The organism is Rubrivivax gelatinosus, assembly GCF_016583785.1.
GTDB classification, from domain to species: Bacteria; Pseudomonadota; Gammaproteobacteria; order Burkholderiales; family Burkholderiaceae_C; genus Rubrivivax; species Rubrivivax gelatinosus_B.
On the sequence record NZ_NRRU01000153.1, the window covers coordinates 1 to 8,534 of the forward strand.

The window sequence follows — 8,534 nt, forward strand, 5'->3', positions numbered from 1 at the left end:
GTCCGTGCCGCGGGAGAGGGAGACCAAGCCGCCGCCCGCATCCCCGTCCAGCCCCACCCGCGGGACCCCGACGCCAGGCCGCAACGCCACGAGTCGGCCGGCTGGATCACCCGCACCGCACTCTGCGTCGAAGTGCGCGACCCGCAGCGCGCCAACGGCCCCAAGGCCGAGGCCGAACGCGGCGGCGCCGGCGGCGTGCTCTACGTCTTCATGCCGCCGCTGCAGCATCTGGAGGACTACCTCGAACTCGTCGCCGCGGTCGAGGCCACCTGCGCCGAACTCGGCGTCAAGGTCGTGCTCGAAGGCTACCCGCCGCCGCGCGACGTGCGCCTGAAGACGTTGGCGGTGACGCCCGACCCGGGCGTCATCGAGGTCAACATCCACCCCGCCAAGGACTGGGCCGAACTCGTCGACCACACCGAGTTCCTCTACGACGCCGCGCACCGCACGCGGCTGTCGACCGAGAAGTTCATGCTCGACGGCCGCCACACCGGCACCGGCGGCGGCAACCACTTCGTGCTCGGCGGCGCGACGCCGGCCGACAGCCCGTTCCTGCGCCGGCCCGACCTGCTCGCCAGCCTGCTCGCCTACTGGCACAACCACCCGAGCCTGAGCTATCTGTTCAGCGGCCTGTTCATCGGCCCGACCAGCCAGGCGCCGCGCATAGACGAAGCGCGCAACGACCAGGTCTACGAGCTGGAGATCGCGCTGGCCGAGCTCGAGCGTCGCATCGCCGAGGACGCTGGCGCGGTGCCGCCGTGGCTGGTCGACCGCAGCTTGCGCAACCTGCTGATCGACGTCACCGGCAACACCCACCGCAGCGAGTTCTGCATCGACAAGCTGTACTCGCCCGACGGCCCGACCGGCCGCCTGGGGCTGCTGGAGCTGCGCGCCTTCGAGATGCCGCCGCATGCGCGCATGAGCCTGGCGCAGCAGCTGCTGCTGCGGGCGCTCGTCGCCTGGTTCTGGCGCCAGCCCTACACCGGCCGCGGCAGCACGCGGCTGACCCGCTGGGGCACGGCGCTGCACGACCGTTTCCTGCTGCCGACCTTCGTGCAGATGGACTTCGACGACGTGCTCGCCGAACTCGGCCGCGCCGGTTTCGGCTTCGACGCCGCCTGGTTCGCGCCGCACTTCGAGTTCCGCTTCCCGGCGATCGGCGAGGTCGCGGCGCTGGGCGTGAAGCTGTCGCTGCGCTGCGCGCTCGAACCCTGGCACGTGATGGGCGAGGAAGGCGCGGCCGGCACCACGGTGCGCTACGTCGATTCGTCGCTGGAGCGGCTGGAGCTCAAGGCCAGCGGGCTGAACGACAACCGCCATGTCGTCACCGTCAACGGCCGCGCGGTGCCGTTGCAGCCCACCGGGCGCGCCGGTGAATACGTCTGCGGCGTGCGCTACCGCGCCTGGGCGCCGCCGTCGGCGCTGCACCCGACGATTCCGCAGCACACGCCGCTGACGCTGGACATCGTCGACCGCTGGCTGGAGCGTTCGATCGGCGGCTGCCGCTACCACGTCGCGCACCCGGGCGGCCGCAACTACGAGACCTTCCCGATCAACGCCTACGAGGCCGAGAGCCGGCGCCTGGCGCGTTTCTTCCGCTTCGGCCACACGCCCGGCACGATGAAGGTCGAGCCGGCGGCGCCCAGCCTGGAGTTCCCGTTCACGCTCGATCTGCGCCGCTGAGCGCGGCCGTGGCACGATCGCGCCGGTGAACGCCTCCCAGAGCACGCTGCCTTTCGACCCCGACGCCGCCGCCGGCGGTGCGCTGGCGACGCTGGCCGAACGTGCGCTGCCGGCCGAACCCGGCGTCTGGGACGAGTTGCGTGCCGGCGACGGCAGCGTGCGCCCGGCCTGGCGCCGTTTCGCCGACTGGATGCCCGAGCCCGCCGGCGGCGAACTCGCCGCCGACCTGGACCGGCGCATCCTGCAGATCGCGCAGCAGATCCGGCTGGACGGCGTCACGCACAACGTTTTCGACGACCAGGGCGCGCCGATGCGGCCCTGGTCGCTGGAGCTGCTGCCGCTGCTGATCGAGCCCGCCGACTGGGCCCAGATCGAAGCCGGCGTGACGCAGCGTGCGGCGCTGCTCGAACGTGTGCTCGACGACGTCTACGGCGCGCGCCGCCTGCTCGCCGAAGGCCTGCTGCCGCCGGCGCTGCTGCTGCGCCATCCGGGTTATCTGCGGCCGATGATCGGCTCCCGGCCGCCGGGCAATCTGCGCCTGCACATCGTCGCCTTCGACCTGGCGCGCGGCCCCGACGGCCGCTGGTGGGTCGTCGCCCAGCGCACGCAGGGGCCCTCGGGCCTGGGCTATGTGCTGCACAACCGGCTGCTGGTCTCGCGCCAGTTCCCCGACGCCTTCCGCGAACTGCGTGTGCAGCACCTGGCGGCCAGCTACCGGCGGCTGCTGGACACGGTGGAAGCGGCGGCGCGCGAGGTCTCGGGCGGCAGCGCGCCACGGGTCGCGCTGCTGACGCCGGGGCCGTACAGCGAGACCTACTACGAACACGCCTACCTCGCGCGCTACCTCGGCCTGCCGCTGGTCGAAGGCGGCGACCTGACGGTGCGCGACGAACGTGTCTACCTGAAGACGGTGCAGGGGCTGGAGCCGGTGCACGCGCTGCTGCGCCGCCTGGACGACGACTGGTGCGACCCGCTGGAGCTGCGCCCCGACTCGACGCTGGGTGTGCCGGGGCTGCTGCAGGCGGCGCGTGCCGGCACCGTGGTGATGGCCAACGCGCTCGGCAGCGCCTTTCTCGAGTCGCCGGCGGTCCAGGGTTTCCTGCCCGGCATCTGCGAACGCCTGCTGGGCGAGCCCCTGCGCATGCCGGCACTGCCGACCTGGTGGTGCGGCGAAACCGCGGCCTGGGACGACGTGCGCGAGCGCCTGGCCGGCAAGATGGTGCGCAGCACCTTCCCGCACGGCGGGCGCACGTCGCAGATCCACGATTCGGCCCAGGGTGTCGCGTCCGACCCCGACGCCTGGACCATTCAGGGCCGGCTGCGTTTCTCGCGTGCTCCGATCTGGGGCGGCGCGGCGCTCCATCCGCGCCCCGCCATGGTGCGTGTGTATGCAATCGCCGAAGGTGGTGGCCGCTGGCACGTGCTGCCGGGCGGCATGACCCGCGTCTCGCGGCGCGAGGACGCGTCGGTGTCGATGCAGCGCGGTGGCTCCAGCCTGGACACCTGGGTGCTGAGCGAGGGCCCGGTCGACACCTTCTCGATGCTGCCGCGGCGGCTGGAAGTCGACGACATCGCCGCACGCCGGCGCCCGGTGTCCAGCCGCACCGGCGAGAACCTGTTCTGGCTCGGCCGCTACACCGAACGCACCGAACACCTGGTGCGGCTGGCGCGTGCGACGCTGCTGCAGATCGACGCCGAGAGCGACGCCGACCTGGCGGTGCAGCGTGCGCTGTCGGCGATGGCGGTGGCCAGCGGCCTGGCGCCGCCGGGCGTGCCGACGCTGGAGCAGTCGGCCACCCGCTTCGAGCGGGTGCTGCTCGGCGGCCTGGGCAACGCCGCTGGCGCCTTCAGCGTCGCCTTCAACCTGCGTGCGCTCGAGCGTGCGTCGCAGGCGCTGCGCGAGCGCCTGTCGTCCGAGCAGTGGGGGCTGATCCGCTCGATGAGCGAAGCCTTCGAAGCCGTGTTCGCCGCCGGGCCGACGCGGCCGCCGCCGCTGCCCGAGGTGCTGCCGGCGCTGGACCGGCTGGCGCTGCGGCTGGCGGCCGTCACCGGCGTGCAGACCGACCGCATGACACGCGACCACGGCTGGCGGCTGCTCGCCGTCGGCCGGTTGCTGGAGCGCCTGGTCGGCCTGAGTGCCAGCCTGGAGGCGCTGCTGCAGCACGGCGCCCAGGGCAGCGCCGCCGGCGTCGACCTGCTGCTCGAACTCTTCGACAGCGCGATCACCTTCCGCGCGCGCTACCAGCGCCACGAGGATCTGCTGGCGCTGGCCGACCTGCTGGTGCTGGACGACTCCAACCCGCGCGCCTACGCCGGCGTGCTGCGCCGGCTGCGCACCGAGCTGCGCAAGCTGCCGCTGGACGAAGCCGGCGTCGCGCCGCTGCTGGCGCGGCTGCCGGCCGCAGGCGCCGGGCTGACGCTGGAGTCGCTGCGCGGCGCCAGCGACGCCGTCATCGTCGAGCGCCTGCTGGCGCTGTCGGTGTCGCTGCGCGCGGCGGCGTTGGCGCTGGCCGACGACATCGGCGTGCGCTTCTTCACCCTCGCCCACGGACAGGACCAACGCGTGTGAACGAACTCGAGGTCGTGCACGAAACGCGCTACGACTACGCCGCGCCGGTGACGCTGGCGCATCACCTGGCGCATCTGCAGCCGTTGGACGACGCCGGGCAGCGTCTGCTCGGCCACGAGCTGGAGATCGCCCCGGCGCCGCAGCAGCGCCGCGACTCCTGCGACGCCTTCGGCAATCCGCAGTGCCACTTCACGCTGCTGCGGCCGCATGCCGCGCTGCTGGTGCGCTCGACCAGCCGGGTGCGGCTGGCAGCCCGTTTTGCCGCGCTGCGGCCGGAACGCTCACCTGCCTGGGATGCGCTGGCGGCGCGCCTGCGCTACGTCGCCCGTTCGCCCTTCGAGCCTGCGGGCGAGTTCGCGCTGCCGTCGCCTTTCGTGCCGCGCCTGGAGGCGCTGCGCGACTGGGCTGCACCGGTGTTCACGCCCGCGCGTCCGGTGGCCGAGGCGGCCATCGCGCTGATGCACCGGCTGCACGCCGACTTCGACTACGAAAGCCGCAGCACCGAGGTCGACACGCCGCTGGCCCAGGCCTTCGCCCAGCGCCGCGGCGTCTGCCAGGACTTCGCCCACCTGATGGCCGGCGCCTTGCGGATGCACGGGCTGCCGGCGCGTTACGTCAGCGGCTACCTGCTGACACGCGGCCCCGAGGACGGCACGGCGATGGTCGGCGCCGACGCCTCGCACGCCTGGGTGCAGGTCTGGTGTCCGGACACACCCGGCGTCGCCGGCGGTTGGCTCGACCTGGACCCGACCAACGACCTCGTGCCCGGCAGCGGCCATGTGCGTGTCGCCGTCGGGCGCGACTTCGGCGACGTCACGCCGCTGCGCGGCGTGATCCGCGGCGGCGGCCGCCACACCCTGGCCGTGGGCGTGACCACACGGCTCGTGGGTCCGGTTGTTGCTAATCCCTGCTGAAGAGGAGCGATTCCAGCGATGAAGCCCAGCTTCGACGAGATGAGCACCGCCGACGGCACGGTGCGGTCGCACTACCGGACCTACGAACGCTGGCTGCGGCAGCAGCCGCCCGAGGCAATGCAGTCGGCCCGCAGCGAGGCGGAGATGATCTTCCGCCGCGTCGGCATCACCTTCGCGGTCTATGGCGCCAAGGACGAAGACGGCGCCGGCACCGAGCGCCTGATCCCCTTCGACGTCATCCCGCGCGTGATCCCCGGCGCCGAGTGGCGCGAGCTGGAGGCGGGCCTGGCGCAGCGTGTCACCGCGCTCAACCGCTTCCTGCACGACGTCTACCACGGCCAGGAGATCCTGAAGGCCGGCGTCGTGCCCGCCGACCTCATCCTGCGCAACAGCCAGTTCCGCCCCGAGATGATGGGTGTGGACGTGCCGGGCCAGGTCTATTCGCTGATCTCCGGCATCGACATCGTGCGTGCCGCCAAGGCCGACGGCAGCGGCGCCTACTACGTGCTCGAGGACAACCTGCGCGTGCCCAGCGGCGTGAGCTACATGCTCGAGAACCGCAAGATGATGATGCGGCTCTTCCCCGAGCTCTTCGCCAGCCACCGCATCGAGCCGGTCGCGCACTATCCCGACCTGCTGCTGGAGACGCTGCGCGAGGTGGCGCCGGGTGCCGCCGACGATCCGGTCGTCGTCGTGCTGACGCCGGGCATGTACAACAGCGCCTACTTCGAACACGCCTTCCTCGCCCAGCAGATGGGCGTCGAGCTGGTCGAGGGCCAGGACCTGTTCGTGCGCGACGGCTTCGTCTACATGCGCACGACCCAGGGCCCGAAACGTGTCGACGTGATCTACCGCCGCGTCGACGACGACTTCCTCGACCCGCGCGCCTTCCGCCCCGACTCGACGCTGGGCTGCGCCGGGCTGCTGGACGTCTACCGCGCCGGCAACGTGACGCTGGCCAACGCCATCGGCACCGGCATCGCCGACGACAAGAGCGTCTACCCCTACGTGCCCAAGATGGTCGAGTTCTACCTCGGCGAAAAACCCATCCTGCACAACGTGCCGACCTGGGTCTGCCGCGAGCGCGGCGACCTGGATCACGTGCTCGCGCACCTGGGCGAACTCGTCGTCAAGGAAGTGCACGGCGCCGGCGGCTACGGCATGCTCGTCGGCCCGGCGGCGAGCAAGGCCGAGATCGAGGCCTTCCGCGCCCAGCTGCTGGCCAACCCGTCCAACTACATCGCCCAGCCGACGCTGGCGCTGTCGACCTGCCCGACCTATGTCGAGCGCGGCATCGCGCCGCGCCACATCGACCTGCGGCCTTTCGTGCTGTCGGGCAAGACGGTGCAGATGGTGCCCGGCGGGCTGACGCGCGTGGCGTTGAAGGAAGGGTCGCTGGTCGTCAACTCGTCGCAGGGCGGGGGTACCAAGGACACCTGGGTTCTCGAGGACTGACGCGCGCAGGAGGAACAAGATGCTCTCTCGAACCGCCGACCACTTGTTCTGGATGGCGCGCTACATGGAGCGCGCCGAGAACACCGCCCGCATGCTCGACGTCAACTACCAGACCTCGCTGCTGCCGCAGTCGGCCGACATGGCCGAGCAGGGCTGGCAGGGGCTGCTGTCGATCAGCGAGCTGAGCTGGAGCTTCCAGCAGAAGTACAGCGAGCTCACGCCGCGCAACGTCATGGACTTCATGGTGCGCGACGAGACCAACCCGTCGAGCATCCTGTGCTGCCTGCGCGCGGCGCGCGAGAACGCGCGTGCGGTGCGCGGTGCGCTGACGACCGAGGTCTGGGAGACGCAGAACCAGACCTGGCTCGAGTTCAACCGGCTGCTCAAGGAAGGCCGCTTCGAGCGCGACCCGAGCACCGTCTTCGAGTGGGTCAAGTACCGCTCGCACCTGTCGCGCGGCGTCACCGTCGGCACCATGCTGCAGGACGAGGCCATGCACTTCCTGCGTGTCGGCACCTTCCTCGAACGCGCCGACAACACCGCGCGCCTGCTCGACGTGAAGTACCACGCGCTGTCCTCCGAGTACTTCGGCAATGGCAACGTCAAGGAGACGCAGGAGGTCGACTTCTATCACTGGAGCGCGATCCTGCGCTCGGTCTCCGGCTTCGAGATCTACCGCAAGGTCTACCGCAACGTGATCCGCCCGGAACGTGTCGCCGAGCTGCTGATCCTGCGCCCGGACATGCCGCGCTCGCTGGCTGCCTGCATGAACGAGGTCGTCGCCAACCTCGAGCCGGTGGCGAATCAGCAGAGCGCCGAGACGCTGCGCCGCGCCGGCCGGCTGCAGGCCGACCTGCAGTACGGGCGCATCGACGAGATCCTCGCCACCGGGCTGCACGCCTACCTGACGCAGTTCATGGACCGCGTCAACGACCTCGGCGCCGGCATCGGCCGCGACTTCCTGGTGCCGGTGGCCGCCTGATTCAGTTCGGCGCCGCGCTCGCCGCCGGGTCGGCGGCCGCGGCGGCGAGTGTCGCCGCGCGCGCCTGGGCGACCGCGTCGCCCAGCGCCAGCACCGCCATCGCGTAGTAGGACGAGGCGTTGTAACGCGTGAGCACGCGGAAGTTGGCGGTGCCGGCGACGTAGCTTGGCGCCGCGGCGCCGTTCTGCAGTTCGACCAGCGCCAGCAGCCCGGCGTGGGCGCGGCCGCCGGCGTCGAGTTCGGCTCCGGCGGCGGCGAACTCGGCCGGCGTGAAGCTGGGTTCGATGTCGGGCGCCAGCAGCCGCGCGCGCGCCGCCGTGTCCACCGGCGGCGCCACCGCATGTGTTGCCGCCAGCCCCGGCTGCCAGCCGTGGGCGGCCAGGAAGTTGGCGACGCTGCCGACGGCGTCGACGCCGTTGCCGCCCAGGTCGACGTGGCCGTCGCCGTCGAAGTCGACCGCCAGCCGGTTCAGGTTGCTGGGCATGAACTGCGGCAGCCCGATGGCGCCGGCGAAGGAGCCGCGCACCTGCTGCGCGTCCAGCCCCTCGCGCTGCGCCCAGACCAGGAACTCCTCCAGTTCGCGGCGGAAGAAGGGGCTGCGGTCGCTGCGCCCGCCGGGGAAGTCGAAGGCCAGCGTCGCGAGCGCGTCGACGATGCGAAAGCGCCCCATGATGCGGCCGTAGAAGGTCTCTACGCCGATGATGCCGACCACGATCTGCGGCGGCACGCCCCAGCGCGCCTGGGCATGTGCGAGCGCGTCCTCGTGCTGCTGCCAGAAGGCCAGCCCGGCGGCGATGCGGCGCGGCTCGACGAAACGTGCGCGGTAGGCGGCCCAGTCCTTGGCGGTGCCGGCCGGCGGCGGCATCACCAGGCGCTGCACGGTCTCGAGGCGGCGCGCCTGCGCGAGCTGCGCCGCCTCGAGACCGTGCAG

The 8,534-nt window shown here is 71.9% G+C and carries 6 protein-coding genes; 5 read left to right on the plus strand and 1 reads right to left on the minus strand.

Annotated features, from left to right (window positions below; genetic code table 11):
- The 5 genes from CKO43_RS24045 to CKO43_RS24065 all read left to right on the plus strand — a co-directional run.
- Positions 1–1,683 (plus strand): transglutaminase family protein (locus CKO43_RS24045; RefSeq protein ID WP_242481334.1); only part of this gene is annotated, 1,683 nt, incomplete at its 5' end.
- 25 nt (positions 1,684–1,708) lie between these two features.
- Positions 1,709–4,252, plus strand: coding sequence for a circularly permuted type 2 ATP-grasp protein (locus CKO43_RS24050; protein WP_200380232.1), 2,544 nt, complete (start codon positions 1,709–1,711; stop codon positions 4,250–4,252).
- A complete protein-coding gene (locus CKO43_RS26380) occupies positions 4,249–5,166 on the plus strand; it encodes a transglutaminase N-terminal domain-containing protein (protein WP_200231909.1) in 918 nt (305 codons plus the stop codon). The genes CKO43_RS24050 and CKO43_RS26380 overlap by 4 nt, the downstream gene beginning before the upstream one ends.
- A gap of 18 nt (positions 5,167–5,184) precedes the next feature.
- Positions 5,185–6,621, plus strand: a complete 1,437-nt coding sequence (locus CKO43_RS24060) for a circularly permuted type 2 ATP-grasp protein (protein ID WP_200231910.1) — start codon at positions 5,185–5,187, stop codon at positions 6,619–6,621.
- A gap of 19 nt (positions 6,622–6,640) precedes the next feature.
- Complete coding sequence (locus tag CKO43_RS24065; RefSeq protein WP_200231911.1) at positions 6,641–7,603, plus strand: alpha-E domain-containing protein; 963 nt, start codon at positions 6,641–6,643, stop codon at positions 7,601–7,603.
- A gap of 1 nt (position 7,604) precedes the next feature.
- Here the strand turns inward: CKO43_RS24065 and mltB are convergent.
- Positions 7,605–8,534, minus strand: a 930-nt coding sequence (gene mltB, locus CKO43_RS24070) for a lytic murein transglycosylase B (RefSeq protein ID WP_200380233.1), incomplete at its 5' end; no start/stop codon positions are given.

Excerpts from the sequence above, each read along its gene's own strand:
- CKO43_RS24060 (WP_200231910.1), top strand. The coding sequence starts at position 5,185 with ATGAAGCCCAGCTTCGACGAGATGAGCACCGCCGACGGCACGGTGCGG.
- CKO43_RS24065 (WP_200231911.1), top strand. The coding sequence starts at position 6,641 with ATGCTCTCTCGAACCGCCGACCACTTGTTCTGGATGGCGCGCTACATG.